We start from the raw sequence: 17,645 nt of genomic DNA, 5'->3' as shown, positions 1-17,645 counted from the left end.
TATACCGGTGGGGAACAGGCTGGCGTTGATCGTCTGTTCGCAATGCGATCCGTTGCCACACTTGGGGTTTCTGCCCGGGTTGGCACACGAACTGGCCGCCGTGCTTGTGCAGCACGGTGATTGGTTACCGGTGTTTCCGAACGGCATCGTGGTGGCCGACCCCTCCTCCCGCCAGTTGGAGAATGCGCTTGGCGATGCGGTCCAGATTGCGGCGGAACAGAGCGCGACGCTGCTGCTCGCCTTTCTCGGATACGGCGAGGACTCCGCCGACGGCGATTTCTGTTATCTGTGCCGGGATTCTCGTCCGCTCGACCCGTATGGCGAGCGCCCGCTGGACCTGCGCTTCACGGTGCGCATTCCGACCTTCGTCGGAGACCTGGTCGTCACGCCGTCCGCCGGTGGCGGGCTGGACGGGCTGATCGTGCTCGTCGATACCTGCCACACCGGGGCGGGCGGGCGAACCCTGGCTCCCGCGTGGTCCGACCGACTGCTACGGGCACCGGGACGGATGGAACTGTTCGTCGCCACCGGCATCGACCCGGCCTCCGGCGGATGTTCCACGCGCTCGCTGCTGGGAGTCGTGGGCTCCGGGTTGCCCGGCCTGGGGGATTGGCTGTTACCCATCGACCTGCTCGGCCCGATCGCACAGGACTGCGGAGGTCAACGGCCGCAGTATCTTTCGAGCGCCGCCGGGCTACGCTCGGCCGCCGATCCCGGCCTGTGGCTGGCGCACAACCTCGCCCCGGCGACCGATGTGCTGTCCGGCAGGCCCGAGGACGATATCGTCGCCGATCTGACTAGACATCTGCTGATTACCGGCGGTGTGACCGAACGGCTCGCCGCCCTGGTCGAGCAGCGGGATGAGCGGTTGCGGGCGATCGTCGGCCCCGGGGGCTCGGGAAAATCGACACTCGCTGCGCTGCTGGCACGTTCGCGTGCACCCGACACGCTCGGTATGCCGGTTGACGCGGCCGTATTCCTGACCGGCACCAGCGATCGAACCACGGTCGCGCGAGAACTGGGCGAACAGCTGGCCGTACGGGTCGAAGACATGGAAACCCCTGCGACAGTGGAGAATCCGACCTTCGATGCCGACGTGATCCCCGAGTCGCTGCACGCCGCACTGAGCAAGCTCGGCGCGGCGGAGGTGATAATCACCGTCGATGGATTGGATCTGCCCACCGAACGCGGTCAGCGCGAGGCGATCACCGCCATGCTCACCGCGCTCGCGACTCGGCCCAAGTACGACCATGTCCGGCTGATCGTCACCGATTCCCAGGCGCCACCCTTACCGGACCTACCCGATATTCAGCCCCTCAAAGCTCCGCTGCCGTCCTGCCGGGATGTCGAGCACTATCTGCGCACGGCACTGCTCGACAGTGAGTTCCCTTGGCCCGAGGCCCGATTCGCGGCGTTATGGAATGCCGTCTGCGCGGCGGCCGACCCCGCGCGGCTCGAACCCGACGACCCGTGGCCGGTCCCCGGCGGCTGGCTGCACGCGCGGCTGATCGCGGAGATCGCCCCGGAACTCGACGGCACCGCCTACCTGGGCCCGCTCGGAATCGACGAACTCGTCGGGTACCGCATCGAATCCGCCCGAACGACGCTCGGCGGGCTCGAACTGGACCACCTGCTCGTCGTGCTGCTGGCCGCCGAGCCCGGCCCGGTCCTGCCGATCGAGGTACTGTGCCTGGCGGCAGCCGAACTCGGCTCGGAGCTCACGGAATCGGATGCGCGGCAACTGATTGCCGGACTCGGGGCCATGGTCCGTCGGCGCGGCCCCGGCACGCCCGCCGAACATCTCGGCATTGCGCACCGACTGCTGTGGCCGTCGTTGCTGGCCATGACCGCCGAGTGCGATATCGCGCCTCCCGCCGCGCACCGGGCCATTCTGCTGGCGAGCGGGCGGTCCGGCACGGTGTGGGCGACCGCGTATCGGGAGGTCGCGGGCGTGCGGCACCACCTGGGCGCCGAGGATCCGGACGGTGCGCTGGCGTTGCTGGCCGCGATCCCCACCGCGAGCACCGGCGAACGGCTCGCGCTGTGGCGGTCGTGGCTGCCCAGCTTCGAGGACGCCCTGGGGGTCGACCATGCGGCGGTGCGTCGGATGCGAAACACCATCCGGCGCATGGCTATTCGGCACGGCCGTGGTCCGATGGGGCTCTCGCTGGTGCGCGGTGCGGTCGTGGGCGCGATCATCATCCTGCTCGTCGGCCTGGGTGGGTGGGCGCTGTCGGTGTCGCCGAAGGGGACCGTCGACGTCGGTCCCTCGGTCGAATACACCTCGACGGCTGGTTCCGGTACGACCGGAACCCGCTCCGGCGCAACGGGACCGGTCGCACCGCCGACGACCACGCCGCGCACGGTCCCGCGCACGACCGTTCCACGCACGCTCCCGCCCGCGACAATTCCACGAACGGTCCCGCCTCCGGCACCCCCACCGGTCCCGCCTCCGGCACCCCCACCGGTCCCGCCTCCGGCTCCGCCGCCGATCCCGCCTCCGGCGCCCCCGACGACCGAGACGACGGCACCCACGACGACCGACACGGTCACCACGACAACGACCGCTCCGCCGACGACCACGACACCCACTCCGACCACCACCACGGCTACCGACACGACGACCAGCCCACCGACTACGACGACTGCTTCCGCGGTCGTCCATCTCACGCCCGCGCCCCTGTCCTGCGCGGATCTCGGCGGCACACTGACATTCGGCCCGGTGCCCGCCGGAAATATCGTCCAGCGGGATGTCACGCTGCCCTGGTCGGACTGCTACGTCCGCGACGCCCTGGTCACCACCGACCCCGCGGTCTACCGGGTCCTGGCAACGACCTGCCCACCCGCGAAACCCGGAGGAACCTGCTCGATCACCGTCGGTTTCCGCCCGGCGAGCACCGGGGCGGTCTACAGCGCCCAACTCGCGATCCGCGACCGCAGCGGACAGGTGCGGGGCCGAATCACCTTGCAGGGCAGTGGGACTCGCTGAACCACGCATCGACACCGAACACTCGCGGCCACCCCGGCCTCGGCAGCCGAACCGGCATCACCCATCATGGGTTACATGATCAACGCCGAACGATTGCTGGAGACGGCCTACGACGAGGCGCAGCGGGGGCTGGCCGAGGGTGGGATTCCGATCGGCGCCGCACTGTTCGACTCGGCGGGAAAACTGTTGGGGCGCGGGCACAATCGCCGCGTACAGGACGGGGATCCGAGCGTGCACGCCGAGACCGACGCATTCCGCAATGCGGGGCGGCGGCGGGGCTACCGCGACACCATCATGGTCACCACCCTGTCGCCGTGCTGGTATTGCAGCGGGCTGGTGCGGCAGTTCGGGATCGGCACGGTGATCGTGGGCGAGTCGCGCACCTTCACCGGCGGGCACGACTGGCTGGCCGAGCACGGGGTATCGGTGACGGTGCTCGACGATCAGCGGTGCGTCGAAATGATGACGCGGTTCATCGCCGAGCGGCCCGAGCTGTGGTACGAGGACATCGGGGTCGACTGACCGCCGGGTTCAGGACCGGTCGAACAGCGTCAACAGCTCGGTCTTTCCGAACATGGTCGCCGACTCCCGGGCGGACGGAGTCCCGGCGTCCGGGTCGGCGCCCGCATCCAGCAGCGCCTTCAGGATGTCGTCCTCGCCCTTGAACACCGCCCCGGCGGCCGGGGTCTGTCCCTTGTCGTTGGCGCGGTCGGGGTCGGCCCCGCGATCGAGCAGCACGGTGACCGCCTCCAGGTGACCGTGGTAGGCGGCCAGCATGAGCAGCGTGTCGCCGCGCTCGTTGGTGAGGTTCGCCGGGACCCCGGCCTCGAGGTAGGCGCCCAGCGCCGCCGCGTCACCCGTGCGCGCCAGGTCGAACACCTTGGTCGCGAGTTCGACCAGCTCCGGATCCATACCTTCGGTCTCCATCAGCCACTTCTACCATCCGGGGGCCGGGACGGGTCCGTGGGGCCCGAATGTTACAGCTCTTTCCTATGAGGTTTGTCTCACGGTAGCTATCGAATTGCCTATCCCTATTTCCATTGCCCGAAATACTTGGGGCTACCGAAATCCGAAGTACCGCATCCGGATTCGATCAGCAACATGTCACATCATGTGTGTCGCCGAGTGATCGGTGCACCCCGGTCCGGCAGTGTCGAGGAACCGTTATCCGTCCGCTACCCGGGAAAATCCGTGCCCCGAAAAACGGTGGGACAGGTTTTCGATCTCCTTTGATACAACGATCACGGCGCAAACCTGTTGCCGCCGAACAAGAATGAAATTCCTGGAAGAGGATGGAAATCGAATGAAGAAGCTGGGTACGTTCGTGCTCACCGCCGCCGCCGTCGGCGGTGCCGTGCTGGCCGCTATCGGACCGGCCGCCGCGGACGACCACATCACCCTGGTGCCGGAGAACCCCGCCACCGCGCAGCCCGTCGTGGCCGTGGGTGAGCACGATCCGAACGGTACCGGGTCGTCGCAGGCGCTCACCGGCCTGACCAAGGCCCTGTCCTCGGGCAGCGGCGGCAAGGCCACACCCGCGCAGTAGGAAACCGGGCCGCGTCGACTCGGCGCGGCCCGCTCGCTTCCGGATTCGAGATGACCGGATCGTTCCGGTATCGAGCCGAATCGGGTCTGTGCCGATGGCCCACCGGTTGCCAGGATGTGTCTCATGAATCGTGCTTTGCTCGTGATCGATGTCCAGGAGTCCTTCCGGGCGCGGCCGCTATGGGCTCGGATCGCCAATCCGGATATCGCGCAACCGGTCAACCGGCTGGTCCGCCTCGCTCGCGCCCACGGCGACCTGGTGGTGTGGGTGCTGCACTGCGAGCCGGGCAGCAACGACGTGTTCGATCCTGCGCTGGGGCACGTGCGCCCGCTCGACGAGCTGGAGCGGCCTCGAGCCGGTGAACCGTTGCTGCACAAGACTTCCCACAATGCCTTCACCACCACCAACCTCCAGCAACTGCTCACCGAGGCGGGCGTGCGCGAGCTGGTCGTCTGCGGCATCCGGACCGAACAGTGCGTGGAGACCACCACCCGGGTGGGCAGCGATCTCGGTTACCGGATGACCTTCGTCACCGATGCCACCACCACCGATCCCGTCGGCGGGCTGACCGCCGAGGCCATTGTCGAGCGAACCGAGGCGGTGCTGCGCGACCGGTTCGCCCGCATCGTCTCGGTGGACGAGCTGGCGGCCGAGTCGGGAGTATCGCCGGTGTGAGTCGTGTCGTTTTCGTGCTGCTGCCCGGGTTCCATCTGCTCGATCTGGCCGGACCCGCTCACGTATTCGATACGGCCGCGGCGTATGGACACGGCTACGAGCTGGTCTATCTCGCCGCGCGGGAACAGGTACGCAGTGCGCAGGGCCTGCCGGTGCTCGCCCGGACCGCATGGCCGGAGCCGACATCCGAGGATCTGATCGTGGTGCCGGGCTGGCGCGCACCGACGCTGCGGGATGGGCCCGCGGTGTTGGCCGCCGTGCGGGAGCGGTTACGCGCGCATCATGCCGCCGGGGGCCTGGTCGCGAGCGTGTGTTCCGGGGCCGATGCGCTGGGACAGGCCGGATTGCTGGACGGACGTCGGTGCACCACCCACCACCAGCTCCAGGAGGAGCTGGCATCGCGGCATCCGCGGGCGACGGTGGTGCGAGATGTCTTGTACACCATCGACAACCGGGTGGCGACCTCGGCGGGCATCGCCAGCGGCATCGACCTCGCCCTGCACCTGCTGGCGGTCCGGCACGGCCCCGCGCACGCCAGCCTGGTGGCGCGAGACATGGTCGTCTACCTCCGCCGCAATGGCGACCAGCCCCAGGCGAGCGCCGTCCTGCGCCATCGCTCCCACCTCGACGACATCGTCCACCGCGTCCAGGACGTCATCGACGCCCGCTACGCCGAACCCCTCCCGCTGTCCCACCTCTCCGAATCCGCCGGAGTCAGCGAACGCACCCTGACCCGAGCATTCACCCGCGCCACCGGCGGCCTCACCCCCCTGCGCTACCAACACATCCTGAGACTCGAACGCGCGGAACACCTGATCGGCCACGGCGCCACCATGGACGCCGCAGCAACCGCGGTCGGCTTCGAAGACGCCCGAATGCTCCGCCGCCTCCGCGCCCGAAAATCGGATGCGATTGGGGGCGCGGATGGGGACGCTGGGGTGGTTCTTGGGTGTTGCAAGGGTTGAGAGGAAGGTAGGGACAGATGGCTGTTCGGGAGTTTCGGTTCGGGGCCAGTGGGATGGCGCCGGTGTCGCGGGCGGAGTGGCAGGCGGCGGCTCGGCAGGTGGAGGCGTGGGGGTACGACACGCTGTTGGTGCCGGATCATTTGGGGATGGTGGCGCCGTTTCCGGCATTGATGGCGGCGGCGGATGTGACCGAGCGGATTCGGTTGGGGACGATGGTGGTGAATACCGGGCTGTGGCGGCCCGCGATGCTGGCGCGGGACGCGGCGGGAGTGGATCAACTCACCGATGGGCGGCTCGAGTTGGGGCTGGGGGCGGGAAACGACATGTTCCGCGGAGACTTCGAGGCGACCGGGCTGCCGTATCACGGTGCGCGGCAACGGATCGAGTTCATGGAACAGACGGTCACGCAGTTGCGCGGACTGTTCGCCGATTCCGACCACTATCCGCGCCCGGCGCAGCAGCACATTCCGATTCTCATTGCGGGACAGGGTGATCGGCTGCTGGCGGCCGCTACTCGGCACGCGGATATCGTCGGCATCTCCGGCGTCCGCCCGGGCGAGAGTCCCACCGAGAAGGGCACATTGGCCGAACGCATCGCCTATATCGAGAAGGCGGCGGGTGATCGGCTCCCGCGGATCGAAATCAATATGATGATCATCGCCGCGGCCATAACCGGCTCCGGCACACCGGATTTCACCCTGGCCCGCTTCTTCTACCCGGACCTGTCCGACGACGAGCTGCTCACGGTCCCGGGCATCCTGCACGGCACGGTCGACCAGATGGCCGACACCCTGCGCCACTACCGCGAGACCTACGGCATCACGTATTTCACCGTGGCCCCACCCGCCGTCCAGGCATTCGCGGAGGTGATTGCGCGAATTCGGTAGGGATCCCGGCCAAAAGCATGCCGGGATGACGGGTTGAGCGTGCCGGGATGACGGGTGGTTGGGGAGTCAGTACGCCGACTCCGCCGCCCGCACTCGTCCCGAGTCGATAGCCGCGAGCAACGCCTTGTGGTCCACGATCGTCTGGTCCGCATACGCCAGGGCGAAATCGGCCATGGCTCGGTCGAATACGTCGGCGGAGCCCAGGTAGGCGGCGATGGCCAACGGGTCTCCGGAGCGGGCGTGGGCCCGGGCGAGGACGTGGCCGCACAGGGCCGCGTACTGGGAGAGGGCGCCGCGGGACATGTTCTCGATTTCCGCGGAGCCCTTCATGTCTCGCAGCTGGCGCAGGTAGTAGTGGTGGTCGTCGGGGCCGGTGGCCCAGCCGAGGAAGATGTCGCCGGTGGCCTGGGTGAGGCGCTGGCCGTGGACCACGCGGTGGCCCTGATGGCGGAATCGGCTGGGGCGCAGGTGCGGTGCGAGGACCGATCGCTCGGCCTCCTTCACCTGGAGGAACAGCGGGGCGCCGGTGCCGCGGTCGGCCAGCAGGACCACGAAGCAGCGGGTGCCCACGCTGCCGACGCCGACCACCTTGACCGCCATGTCGACCAGCCGATGCCGGTCGAGCAGCACCCGGCGCTCCTCCGGAAGCGTCCGGCGGTAGGCGTCGACGACCGCGCCCACGGCATCGACATCGATATCGGTGATGGGCACCAGCAGCGGCGGCTGGTGCCGGATGCGGGGCGTGCCGTCGGGTCCCGGCTCGGTCAGCTTGCGCAGCGCCTGCAGGCTGGTCCGCGACCGCGCGGAGGCGAGGGCCTTCTCGGCGCCCTTGCGACGCTTGGGTTTCGGGATCAGCTCGGCGGCCCGCTCGGCATCGATGCGCTCGTACCACACCGAGATCGCGTCCATGCCCGCGAACCGGGACATGGCCGCGTGATAGGCGCCCCCGGCGGCGTACGCGGCGGCGTGGGCGTCACCGTCGGAGAATCCGTTGGCCCGCGCGGCCACCGCGATGCTCGCGGCCAGGCGCTTGACATCCCACTCGAACGGGCCCGGCAGCGTCTCGTCGAAATCGTTGAGATCGAAGACCAGCGCGCGCTCCGGGGAGGCGAAGACCCCGAAATTGGACAGGTGCGCATCGCCGCACAGCTGCACGATCAGCCCGGTGTTCTCCGACGCCGCCAGATCGGCCGCCATCACCGCCGGTGCGCCCCGCAGGAACGGGAACGGCGCGGCCGCCATCCGGGCATAGCGAATCGGAACCAATTCGGGAACGCGCGTCGCGGCCTGATGCTCCAGGACGGCGATCGGGTCGATGCGGTCGGCCGGTGGCTCCCACACCCCGAGCGCGGACCGCGATACTCGCCGCCGCGCCGCGCGCCCGATATCACTCGGTGCCGAATCCGGTGCCGCGAGCGAGATCGTCATCGCTTCAGTGTGCCGGAAACGATCTCTCTGGCAACCCTTTGGCAATTTTATGGCGAGTCGCCGTCCGTCAGGTGATGACCAGCAATTCCGTCGACGACGCGATTTCCGCTCGCAGCCCGGCCTTTTCGGCAACCCGGGCCACGTCCCGGATATCGCCGGGCTCGGCGCGGGTCACCACCAGCGCCCGCGCCAGCAGTCCCTTGTGATGCTTGTTGAAATGGCTGACCACGGTGCGCTTCCCGTCCGGGCGCTCGGTCAGCACCGTCGCCGTCACCGCGCCGGGAATCCGGCCCAGCTGCTGATAACTCCCCGACCGCAGATCCACGACCAGCTGCCCCTCGGTCTCGGCGCGCAGCGTCTGCGCCAGCGCGGGCTTCCACAGCGCCGAAAGCGTCGGCAGCCCCGGCAGTTTGGAGCCACCGGACAGCCGGTACGCCGGAATCGGGTCGCCCGCCCGCACGGTGCCGAACAGCGCCGACCCGATCGCCAGCCGCGCGTACGCCTTCTCGCGCTGCGCCTTGGTGAACGCCGCGGCATCCAGCGCGTCGTACAGCACGCCGGTATAGCGCTCCAGCGCCGGGCGTGTCGGCGAGGTGCGCAGCGCCGCATTGCGCGCGATCTCCGGATCAGCCCCCTTACCGAGCCCCAGCGCCGCACGGCTGGCATCCGGATCCGCGGCAAGCGCGATCAACGCGGAGACCAGCTTGTCGCGCACCGTGGTGAGCTGCGGAAACGACAGCGCATCCAGATCCAGCGGACCGAGCGCACCACCATCGGACTTGGTTTCGGAGGGAGGCAAGATCACCAGCACGAGCCGATACGGTAATGCCTTTCGGGCATCGCCGGAGCAGCGGCTACGCTGTGCACCCGTGATCACCCGTCTCTCCCATCTGTTTCTGCGCACCCTGCGGGACGACCCCGCCGACGCGGAGGTGCCCAGCCACAAGCTTCTCGTTCGTGCCGGATATGTCCGGCGCATCGCGCCGGGCGTGTACTCGTGGCTGCCGCTGGGCCTGCGCGTGCTGCGCAAGGTCGAGAACGTGGTTCGCGAGGAGATGAACGGGATCGGGGGTCAGGAGATCTCCCTGCCCGCGCTGCTGCCGCGGGAGCCGTACGAGACCACCAAGCGGTGGACCGAGTACGGCGACAGCCTGTTCCGGTTGCAGGACCGCAAGAAGGCCGACTACCTGCTCGGACCCACCCACGAGGAGCTGTTCGCGCTCACCGTGAAGGGCGAGTACAACTCCTACAAGGACCTGCCGGTCACCCTGTACCAGATCCAGACCAAGTACCGCGACGAGGAGCGGCCGCGCGCGGGCATCCTGCGCGGACGCGAGTTCATCATGAAGGACTCGTACTCCTTCGACCTCGACGAGGACGGGCTGAAGGCCAGCTACGACGCGCATCGCGAGGCGTATCGGCGCATCTTCGACCGGCTCGGCGTGCGGTACGTGATCGTCGCCGCCACCTCGGGCGCCATGGGCGGCAGCGCGTCGGAGGAGTTCCTGGCCGACAGCCCGGTCGGCGAGGACACCTACGTGATCTGCCGTGAGTCCGGCTACGCCGCCAATGTCGAGGCCGTGGTCACGCCCGCGCCGCCGGAGATCGCGATCGAGGGCCAGGCCCCGGCCCAGGTGTACGACACGCCCGACACCCCGACCATCGCCACGCTGGTCGACTGGGCCAACTCCGCCGGGATCGCCGAGCGGCTGGGCCGCCCGGTCACCGCCGCCGACACGCTCAAGAACGTGATGGTGAAGCTGCACCACCCGGACGGCAAGACCGAGATCGTCGGCATCGGCGTCCCGGGCGACCGCGAGGTCGACGACAAGCGGCTCGGCGCGGCGCTCGAACCCGCCGAGGTCGAGCTGCTCACCGAGGCGGACTTCGCCGGCAATCCGTTCCTGGTCAAGGGCTACATCGGCCCGAAGGCGCTGCAGGACAACGGTGTTCGCTACCTGGTCGATCCGCGCGTGGTCACCGGCACCTCCTGGATCACCGGCGCCGACGCGCCCGGCAGGCATGTGGTCGGCCTGGTCGCGGGCCGCGACTTCACCCCGGACGGCACCATCGAGGCCGCCGAGGTTCGCGACGGCGACCCCTCGCCCGACGGTCGCGGCGTGCTGCACGCCGCGCGCGGCATCGAGATCGGCCACATCTTCCAGCTCGGTTACAAGTACACCGACGCCTTCGAGGTCGACGTGCTCGGCGAGAACGGCAAGCCGGTCCGCCTGGTCATGGGCTCCTACGGCATCGGCGTCTCCCGCATGGTCGCGGTGCTCGCCGAGCAGATGCACGACGAGAAGGGCCTGCGCTGGCCCCGCGAGGTGGCCCCCTTCGACGTCCACGTGGTCATCGCCAACAAGGATGCCGCGGCCCGCGAGGGCGCCGAACAGGTTGCCGCCGAGCTGAATTCGTCCGGCCTCGAGGTCCTGCTCGACGACCGCACCGCCTCGCCCGGCGTGAAGTTCAAGGACGCCGAACTGCTCGGCATGCCGCTGGTCCTGGTCGTCGGCCGCGGCTGGGCCGACGGCAAGGTGGAACTGCGCGACCGCTTCACGGGCGCCAGCGAGGAGATCCCGGCCGAGAGCGCCGTGCAGGCCGTACTGGCCAAGTCGCGCGGCTGAGCATTCCCGGACCCGTCACCCAACCGGGGTGACGGGTCCGGCAGGGGTCACGCCTTGCCGGGGAACGAGGCCGTGGCCGGATTGGTGCCCAGGATGGCCTGCCAGTTGGCCAGGCGCACAGCGCATTCGGTCAGCGCGTCGACTCCGGTGCTGCGGAGGGCGGGGGAGTCGCAGCGTTCCACGACCGAGCGCCACGTTGCCGCCGTATCCGATTCGACCGTGACCGCGAGCTTGGCGGCGGGGATGGGGTCGTTCACCGGGAACGGGGTGTTGTAGGCCGCGGCGGGGGCGGGAACGGGTGCGCCGAGCGACTTCAGGGCGTCGATGGTCGCGTCGCGGCGGGCGCGGTGCGACGCCAGATACTCGGCGACGATCTTGTTGCGTTCGGCGGAGGCGTAGGCGGCGATCACGCCGTAGGCGAAGACCGCGGTGTATTCGGCATTCAGCGCATCGGTGAGCGCCTGCTGATCGGTGCTCACGCGAGCAGCACCCCCGCGTGTGTGGCGCAGCAGGCACTGATCGAGGCCAGCAGCCCGGCGCGATAGCCCGACAGTTCCTGGGACAGCTGCGCGGCCGCCTGCTGCGACCGGGTCAGCCGGTCGCGCACCGCGGCCACCGTCGGCGGCGGGGCGGGCGCGGGCGGCGGCGTGACCGGCGGGGTGTTCGACTTCGGCACGGTGCCGTCGCCGTATACGCCGCGGGCGCGGTCGATCTCGGCGCGCAGGGCGTCCGCGTGCTCGGTGCGCTGCCCGGCGACGAGGGTCAGCGCGGCGCTGCGATCCGGCGCGACCGCCGCGGCGGCCTTCGCCCACACGGCGTCGGTGCGGGCCGACTCCTCCTGTGCCAGCAGCACATCCGGCGCGGCGGGCTTGTCCTGCGAGCAGGCGGTCGCGGCGCCCAGCGCCAGCGCGGCCACCGCGCCGCCGCCGGTGATCCGCAGCAGCGCACGGCGATCGAGTGTGAGGGGCGGCGAGGCGGTACGGTCCAGCGGAACCATGGAGTGTCGGATCGGCACGCCACCATCGTGCCAGCCACCGTGGCGAGCCGATCCGGGAGCCCACCCGACACGCTGTGATCTGCGGCGGGACTGTCGGGACGGCACAGACGAGCATGGGAAACTCGAGAAGGTTGGCTGGTCCTTTACACTCTTTCAGCGCGTTACGCTAGACCTTCGACGGAGTAATCCGTCGGCGGGACGCGCCGACCATGCCCGACCAGGACCAATACCGACAACTCCACCCCGCCACAACTGAACCAGGAGCCGCCCCACATGCCCATGCCGACCGAGGAAAGGGTGAGCCAGCTCGTTGCTGGGCTCGTCGAGCGCCGAGGATTCGACCTCGAGGGCGTAGCGATCGTGGCTGTCGGTCGGGCGCAGACTCGGGTGACGGTGACCGTGGACAGCGACGCCGGCGTCGATCTGGACGCGGTCGCGGAGTTGAGCTCGGACCTGTCGCAGACCCTCGACGATGCCGGTGACTTCGGTGAAACTCCCTACCTGCTGGAGGTCACCACGCCCGGCGTCGATCGCCCCCTGACCACACCCCGGCACTGGCGTCGCGCCCAGGGCCGTAAGGTGCGCGTCGCCCTGCGCTCCGGCGCACCCACTCCGGACGACTCGAGCAGATTCGAGGCCCGCGTCGGACCTGTCACCGACACCGAGGTGGCGCTGGTCCTCGGCGGGAAGCGAAAACCGCACCGGGTCACCGTTGCGCTGGCCGACATCGAGAAGGCCGTCGTCCAGGTGGAATTCTCGCCACCGGGCGCGGCGGAGATGGAGCTCGCGGGAGGTGTGGTCCCGGGTCGTCCCGAACCAGGCGCCGCCGATGCCGCAGAACCGGATGGAGTGGTACCCAACCCAGTAATTGCTTCGACCGAAGGGATCGTGGAATGAACATCGAAATCGAAGCCCTGCGCGCGATCGTCGCGGACAAGGGGATCTCGATGGAGACGGTGATCTCCGCGATCGAGTCCGCGTTGCTCACCGCGTATCGGCACACCGACGGGCACGAGCCCAACGCGCGCATCGATATCAATCAGAAGACCGGCGTCGTGCGGGTGATGGCCCGCGAGCTCGACGCCGACGGCAACGTCGTGTCCGAATGGGACGACACGCCAGAGGGTTTCGGCCGCATCGCCGCCACCACCGCCCGCCAGGTCGTGCTGCAGCGGCTGCGGGACGCGGAGAACGAGAAATCCTTCGGCGAATTCTCCACCCACGAAGGCGATATCGTCGGCGGTGTCGTCCAGCGCGATGCCCGGATGAACGCCCGGGGCACCGTGGTGGTCCGCATCGGCAGCGAGGCCAACGGCGCCGAGGGCCTGATCCCGCCCGCCGAGCAGGTGCCGGGGGAGAGCTACGAGCACGGCGAGCGCATCAAGTGCTATGTGGTCGGGGTGTCGCGCGGCCCGCGCGGCCCGCAGATCACCCTCTCGCGCACGCACCCGAATCTGGTGCGGCGGCTGTTCGCCCTCGAGGTGCCCGAGATCGCCGACGGCTCCGTGGAAATCGTCGCGGTGGCCCGCGAGGCCGGACACCGTTCCAAGATCGCCGTGCGGACCAATGTGCCGGGCGTGAACGCCAAGGGCGCGTGCATCGGCCCGATGGGCCAGCGCGTGCGCAACGTGATGAGCGAGCTGGCGGGCGAGAAGATCGACATCATCGACTACGCCGAGGATCCGGCCACCTTCGTCGGGAATGCCCTGAGCCCGTCGAAAGTTGTATCCGTCACGATCGTGGACCCGGAGGCGCGGGCGGCTCGCGTGGTGGTCCCGGACTTCCAGCTGTCGCTGGCGATCGGCAAGGAAGGCCAGAATGCGCGGCTGGCGGCTCGATTGACCGGCTGGCGCATCGACATTCGTTCCGACGCGTCCCCTGACGTGGCCGGATCGATGCGAACGGAGGCCCATCGGGGATGACCCGCCGGGCTCGCGGATGACATGTTGATAACCAATCAGAGGGCTGGATGCGGAGATCCGGACGTGGCAGCGGTAGAGTGGACACAGGCTCAGCACGAGTCACCGGTCTCCTTGCGCTCCGCGCGGGTTCGGGCATCCCGCCCAGGCCCCGTTCGGACCTGTATCGGATGTCGGAGTCGCGAGCTGGCCGCCGAGCTGTTGCGGATCGTGGCGCAGCCGTCCGACCAGGGCGGTGTTGCGATCGTTCCCGACCCGCGGCGCAGACTTCCCGGAAGGGGTGCGTGGTTGCACCCCTCTTCGGTCTGTCTGAGCAATGCAGAGCGGCGCCGAGCGTTCGGCAGAGCGCTACGAGTGTCCGGAAAACTGGATATCTCAGCCCTGGAGCACTACGTCGAGAACAGGCACGAGCACTCATGAGCACACCGTGAAGTACCAACGATGAACGGCCATCGAAGATAACCGGAGGTCGTGCGGGCTTTCCGTCCCAGAAGACGGACTGTCGCGCTCGACCTCTCAGTGAGGAGAGCAGTGGCAGGCAAGGCCCGCGTGCACGAGTTGGCGAAAGAACTCGGTGTCACGAGCAAGGAACTACTCGCAACGCTGAAGGAGCAGGGCGAGTTCGTGAAGTCGGCATCGTCGACGGTGGAGGCCCCCGTCGCACGCCGACTGCGAGAGTCGTTCGCGGCGAAGTCCGCGCCGAACGGCTCGTCCAAATCCGCGAAGCCCGGTCACAACCAGGCACGCCCGTCGGCGAAGCCCGCGTCCGGTGCGACGCCCGGCCCGCGCCCGGGTCCGCGTAACCCCGCGCCGTCCCCGGCGCAGCCGCGCCCCGCGGCCCCGGTCGAGTCGGCCCCCGCCGCCCGCACCGAGACCCCGGCCGCGACGCCCGCCCCGGCGGCTCGTCCCGCCCCGGGCCCGAAACCCGGCGCCCCGCGCCCGGCCGCGCCGACCCCGGCCGCCGCGCAGCAGCAGCCCGCGCCCGCGCCGCAGCAGCAGGACAACCACCGTCAGCAGGAGAGCCACCAGCGGCCGGCTCCGGGCGCCCCGCGTCCCGGTGGCCAGCACAAGGGCGGCGCTCCCACGCATCAGGGCCCGCGTCCGGGCGGGTCCGGCCCGAAGCCGGGTCCGAAGACCCCGCGCGTCGGCAACAACCCCTTCAGCTCCGCGCCCGAGCGTCCCGCGCCGCGGCCGCAGCCGGGCCCGCGCCCGGGTCCGTCCCAGGGCGGCCCGCGTCCCACCCCGGGCGGGCAGCGCCCGACTCCGGGTGGACAGCGTCCGACCCCGGGCGGGCAGCGTCCGGCGGCCGCCCAGGGTGGCGGCCCGCGTCCGGGTGGTCCGCGGCCGAGCCCCGGCTCGATGCCCCCGCGGCCGAACCCGGGTGCCATGCCGCAGCGCGCGGCGCGTCCGGGCCCGTCGGCGGGTGGCCGTCCGGGCCGTCCGGGTGGCGCGCCCGGCGGCGGCGGTCGTCCCGGTGGCGGCGGCGGTGGTAACTACCGCGGCGGTGGCGGCGGTGCCGGCGCCGGTGCGGGCGCTCCCGCGGCCGGTGGCGGTGGCTTCCGGGGTCGTCCCGGTGGCGGCGGTGGCCGTCCGGGTGGCGGCGGCGGTCGCGGCGGTGCCGCGGGTGCCTTCGGCCGTCCCGGTGGCGCGCCCCGCAGGGGCCGCAAGTCCAAGCGGCAGAAGCGGCAAGAGTACGACTCGATGCAGGCTCCGTCGGTCGGCGGCGTGCGGCTGCCGCGCGGCAACGGCGAGATCATCCGTCTCGCCCGGGGCGCCTCGCTGTCCGACTTCGCCGAGAAGATCAACGCCAATCCGGCCTCGCTGGTGCAGGTGCTGTTCAACCTCGGTGAGATGGTCACCGCGACCCAGTCGGTGAACGACGAGATCTTCGAGCTGCTCGGCGGCGAGATGAACTACGTCGTGCACGTGGTCTCGCCCGAGGACGAGGACCGCGAGCTGCTGGAGAGCTTCGACCTCACCTACGGCGAGGACGAGGGCGACGAGGAGGACCTGCAGGTCCGCCCGCCGGTGGTGACCGTCATGGGCCACGTCGACCACGGCAAGACCCGACTGCTGGACACCATCCGCAAGGCCAACGTCCGCGAGGGCGAGGCCGGCGGCATCACCCAGCACATCGGCGCCTACCAGGTGGCCGTGGCGGTGGGCGACGACGAGCGGCTCATCACCTTCATCGACACCCCGGGTCACGAGGCGTTCACCGCCATGCGTGCCCGCGGTGCCAAGGCCACCGACATCGCGATCCTCGTGGTCGCCGCCGACGACGGCGTCATGCCGCAGACGACGGAGGCCATCAACCACGCGCAGGCCGCGGACGTGCCGATCGTGGTGGCGGTCAACAAGATTGACAAGGAAGGCGCGAACCCGCAGAAGGTGCGCCAGCAGCTGACCGAGTACGGGCTGGTCGCCGAGGAGTACGGCGGCGACACCATGTTCGTCGACATCTCGGCGCGGCAGGGCACCAATATCGACCAGCTGCTCGAGGCCGTGGTGCTGACCGCGGACGCGGCGCTGGACCTGCGGGCCAACCCGGACCAGGACGCGCAGGGTGTCGCCATCGAGGCGCACCTGGACCGCGGCCGCGGCCCGGTGGCCACCGTGCTGGTGCAGCGCGGCACGCTGCGGGTCGGCGACTCGGTCGTGGCCGGCGACGCCTACGGCCGCGTGCGCCGCATGGTCGACGAGCACGGCGTGGACGTCGAGGAGGCGCTGCCGTCGCGTCCGGTCCAGGTGATCGGTTTCACCTCGGTGCCCGGCGCCGGTGACAACCTGCTCGTCGTCGACGAGGACCGCATCGCCCGCCAGATCGCGGACCGGCGCAGCGCGCGCAAGCGCAACGCGCTGGCGGCCCGCAGCCGCAAGCGGATCAGCCTCGAGGATCTGGATGCCGCTCTGAAGGAGACCTCGGAGCTGAACCTGATCATCAAGGGCGACAACTCCGGTACGGTCGAGGCCCTCGAGCAGTCGCTGCTCGATATCCAGGTCGACGACGAGGTGCGCCTGCGGGTGATCAGCCGCGGTGTCGGTGGCGTCACCGAGACCGACGTCAACCTGGCGTCGGCGTCGGGCGCGATCATCATCGGGTTCAACGTCCGTGCGGAGGGCAAGGCCAGCGAGCTGGCCAACCGCGAGGGCGTCGACATCCGGTACTACTCGGTGATCTACCAGGCGATCGACGAGGTCGAGAAGGCCCTCAAGGGCATGCTCAAGCCGATCTACGAGGAGGTCGAGCTGGGCCGGGCGGAGATCCGGGCCATCTTCCGGTCCTCGAAGTTCGGCAATATCGCCGGCTGCATGATCACCTCCGGGTCGGTCAAGCGCAACGCCAAGGCGCGGCTGCTCCGCGACAACGTGGTGATCTCCGAGACCACCATCCAGTCGCTGCGCCGCGAGAAGGACGACGCCACCGAGGTCCGCGAGGGCTTCGAATGCGGTATTACCTTGAGTTACAACGACATCAAGGAAGGCGACATCATCGAGGCCTACGAGCTTCGCGAGAAGCCGCGGGACTGACATGACTCCCTGCGGTCCCGGCCAAAAGCATGCCGGGACCGCAGGGAGAGACCGTCTGTCCGCATCTCGGGCAGGTATGTC

The 17,645-nt window shown here is 69.7% G+C and carries 16 protein-coding genes; 11 read left to right on the top strand and 5 right to left on the bottom strand.

Features of this window, described 5'->3' with window-relative positions; translation table 11 throughout:
• Positions 1–7: 7 nt before the first annotated feature.
• Positions 8–2,989 carry a hypothetical protein gene (locus HPY32_RS42300; RefSeq protein WP_171983302.1) on the top strand — a complete coding sequence of 994 codons (2,982 nt, stop codon included), beginning with the start codon at positions 8–10 and terminating at the stop codon, positions 2,987–2,989.
• A 75-nt stretch (positions 2,990–3,064) separates the two neighbouring features.
• Entirely contained in the window at positions 3,065–3,511 is a 447-nt protein-coding gene (locus tag HPY32_RS42295) for a nucleoside deaminase (RefSeq protein ID WP_067595551.1), read from the top strand.
• Between the two features lie 9 nt (positions 3,512–3,520).
• On the opposite strand, the gene HPY32_RS42290 is transcribed toward HPY32_RS42295, so the two are convergent.
• A complete protein-coding gene (locus tag HPY32_RS42290; RefSeq protein ID WP_067586476.1) occupies positions 3,521–3,916 on the bottom strand; it encodes an ankyrin repeat domain-containing protein in 396 nt (131 codons plus the stop codon).
• A gap of 376 nt (positions 3,917–4,292) precedes the next feature.
• Here HPY32_RS42290 and HPY32_RS42285 point away from each other — a divergent pair, with 376 nt between their 5' ends.
• The 4 genes from HPY32_RS42285 (at position 4,293) to HPY32_RS42270 (ending at position 7,062) form a co-directional block, all read left to right on the top strand.
• The gene (locus tag HPY32_RS42285) at positions 4,293–4,535 is read left to right on the top strand and encodes a hypothetical protein (protein WP_067586478.1); all 243 of its coding nucleotides are present in this window, start codon (positions 4,293–4,295) and stop codon (positions 4,533–4,535) included.
• A gap of 123 nt (positions 4,536–4,658) precedes the next feature.
• Entirely contained in the window at positions 4,659–5,210 is a 552-nt protein-coding gene (locus HPY32_RS42280) for a cysteine hydrolase family protein (RefSeq protein ID WP_067586480.1), read from the top strand.
• Positions 5,207–6,175: a GlxA family transcriptional regulator gene (locus HPY32_RS46425; RefSeq protein WP_067586483.1), complete on the top strand. Its 969-nt coding sequence runs from the start codon at positions 5,207–5,209 to the stop codon at positions 6,173–6,175. The genes HPY32_RS42280 and HPY32_RS46425 overlap by 4 nt, the downstream gene beginning before the upstream one ends.
• A gap of 17 nt (positions 6,176–6,192) precedes the next feature.
• Positions 6,193–7,062, top strand: coding sequence for a TIGR03621 family F420-dependent LLM class oxidoreductase (locus HPY32_RS42270; RefSeq protein WP_067586485.1), 870 nt, complete (start codon positions 6,193–6,195; stop codon positions 7,060–7,062).
• 66 nt (positions 7,063–7,128) lie between these two features.
• Here HPY32_RS42270 and HPY32_RS42265 read toward each other — a convergent pair whose 3' ends face one another.
• Positions 7,129–8,490 carry a DUF2252 domain-containing protein gene (locus tag HPY32_RS42265; protein ID WP_067586487.1) on the bottom strand — a complete coding sequence of 454 codons (1,362 nt, stop codon included), beginning with the start codon at positions 8,488–8,490 and terminating at the stop codon, positions 7,129–7,131.
• Between the two features lie 67 nt (positions 8,491–8,557).
• Entirely contained in the window at positions 8,558–9,301 is a 744-nt protein-coding gene (yaaA, locus tag HPY32_RS42260) for a peroxide stress protein YaaA (RefSeq protein ID WP_067586490.1), read from the bottom strand.
• 58 nt (positions 9,302–9,359) lie between these two features.
• Between yaaA and HPY32_RS42255 the strand changes: the two genes are divergently transcribed.
• The gene (locus HPY32_RS42255; protein ID WP_067586495.1) at positions 9,360–11,117 is read left to right on the top strand and encodes a proline--tRNA ligase; all 1,758 of its coding nucleotides are present in this window, start codon (positions 9,360–9,362) and stop codon (positions 11,115–11,117) included.
• 47 nt (positions 11,118–11,164) lie between these two features.
• Here HPY32_RS42255 and HPY32_RS45455 read toward each other — a convergent pair whose 3' ends face one another.
• A complete protein-coding gene (locus tag HPY32_RS45455) occupies positions 11,165–11,596 on the bottom strand; it encodes a ferritin-like domain-containing protein (protein ID WP_067586498.1) in 432 nt (143 codons plus the stop codon).
• A complete protein-coding gene (locus HPY32_RS45450) occupies positions 11,593–12,132 on the bottom strand; it encodes a hypothetical protein (protein WP_231951597.1) in 540 nt (179 codons plus the stop codon). Before HPY32_RS45450 ends, HPY32_RS45455 begins: the two co-directional genes overlap by 4 nt.
• A 255-nt stretch (positions 12,133–12,387) precedes the next feature.
• Here HPY32_RS45450 and rimP point away from each other — a divergent pair, with 255 nt between their 5' ends.
• The 4 genes from rimP (at position 12,388) to infB (ending at position 17,564) form a co-directional block, all read left to right on the top strand.
• A complete protein-coding gene (rimP, locus tag HPY32_RS42245; protein ID WP_067586501.1) occupies positions 12,388–13,011 on the top strand; it encodes a ribosome maturation factor RimP in 624 nt (207 codons plus the stop codon).
• On the top strand, positions 13,008–14,036 hold the full coding sequence (gene nusA / locus HPY32_RS42240) for a transcription termination factor NusA (RefSeq protein WP_067586504.1): 1,029 nt from the start codon (positions 13,008–13,010) through the stop codon (positions 14,034–14,036). Before rimP ends, nusA begins: the two co-directional genes overlap by 4 nt.
• A 24-nt stretch (positions 14,037–14,060) precedes the next feature.
• Positions 14,061–14,453, top strand: a complete 393-nt coding sequence (locus HPY32_RS42235) for a YlxR family protein (RefSeq protein WP_373686727.1) — start codon at positions 14,061–14,063, stop codon at positions 14,451–14,453.
• Positions 14,454–14,564: 111 nt separating this feature from the next.
• Positions 14,565–17,564 (top strand): translation initiation factor IF-2, encoded by a 3,000-nt coding sequence (gene infB / locus HPY32_RS42230; protein WP_171983301.1) that lies wholly within the window; start codon positions 14,565–14,567, stop codon positions 17,562–17,564.
• Positions 17,565–17,645 lie beyond the last annotated feature (81 nt).

The organism is Nocardia terpenica, from assembly GCF_013186535.1.
Classification (GTDB): Bacteria; Actinomycetota; Actinomycetes; order Mycobacteriales; family Mycobacteriaceae; genus Nocardia; species Nocardia terpenica.
This window is presented reverse-complemented; position numbering and strand designations above follow the sequence as displayed.